This is a genomic window from Bradyrhizobium genomosp. III, assembly GCF_000261705.1.
Lineage (GTDB): Bacteria > Pseudomonadota > Alphaproteobacteria > Rhizobiales > Xanthobacteraceae > Bradyrhizobium > Bradyrhizobium ottawaense.
In genome coordinates this window covers 1-297 of sequence record NZ_AJQF01000340.1, presented here as the reverse complement: position 1 = coordinate 297, position 297 = coordinate 1, and the positions used below count along the sequence as shown (strand labels likewise).

Genomic DNA, 297 nt, shown 5'->3' with positions numbered 1-297 from the left:
GCCGAAACCGAATTTCGGTAAAGTGGAATATTTTCAGCGACGCGGATTGACAGAGGGCGACACAGGCTACGGCCACGAGCGGCCGCTCAGGCCGACATCGCACGCTTGCGTCCGGCCGGGTCGACCAGACGGACGATCTCGCAGATCGCGACGAGGCCGGCGAGCCAGACGGCGCAGGTCAGAGCGATGCGCGTCACGATGGCGGCGGTGAAGGCGCCCTCGCCGCCGAGGAACGGCGTCGCGGCGAGCAGCGCGATCTCGTAAATCCCGTAGGCGGCGATGAGCGTGATCGGCAGC

Annotated in this window: 1 pseudogene; it reads right to left on the bottom strand. The window is 67.0% G+C overall.

From position 1 onward, the window contains the following. Window positions 1–86 precede the first annotated feature (86 nt). Window positions 87–297: pseudogene (locus IC66_RS0127505) on the bottom strand (hypothetical protein); the annotation flags it as partial.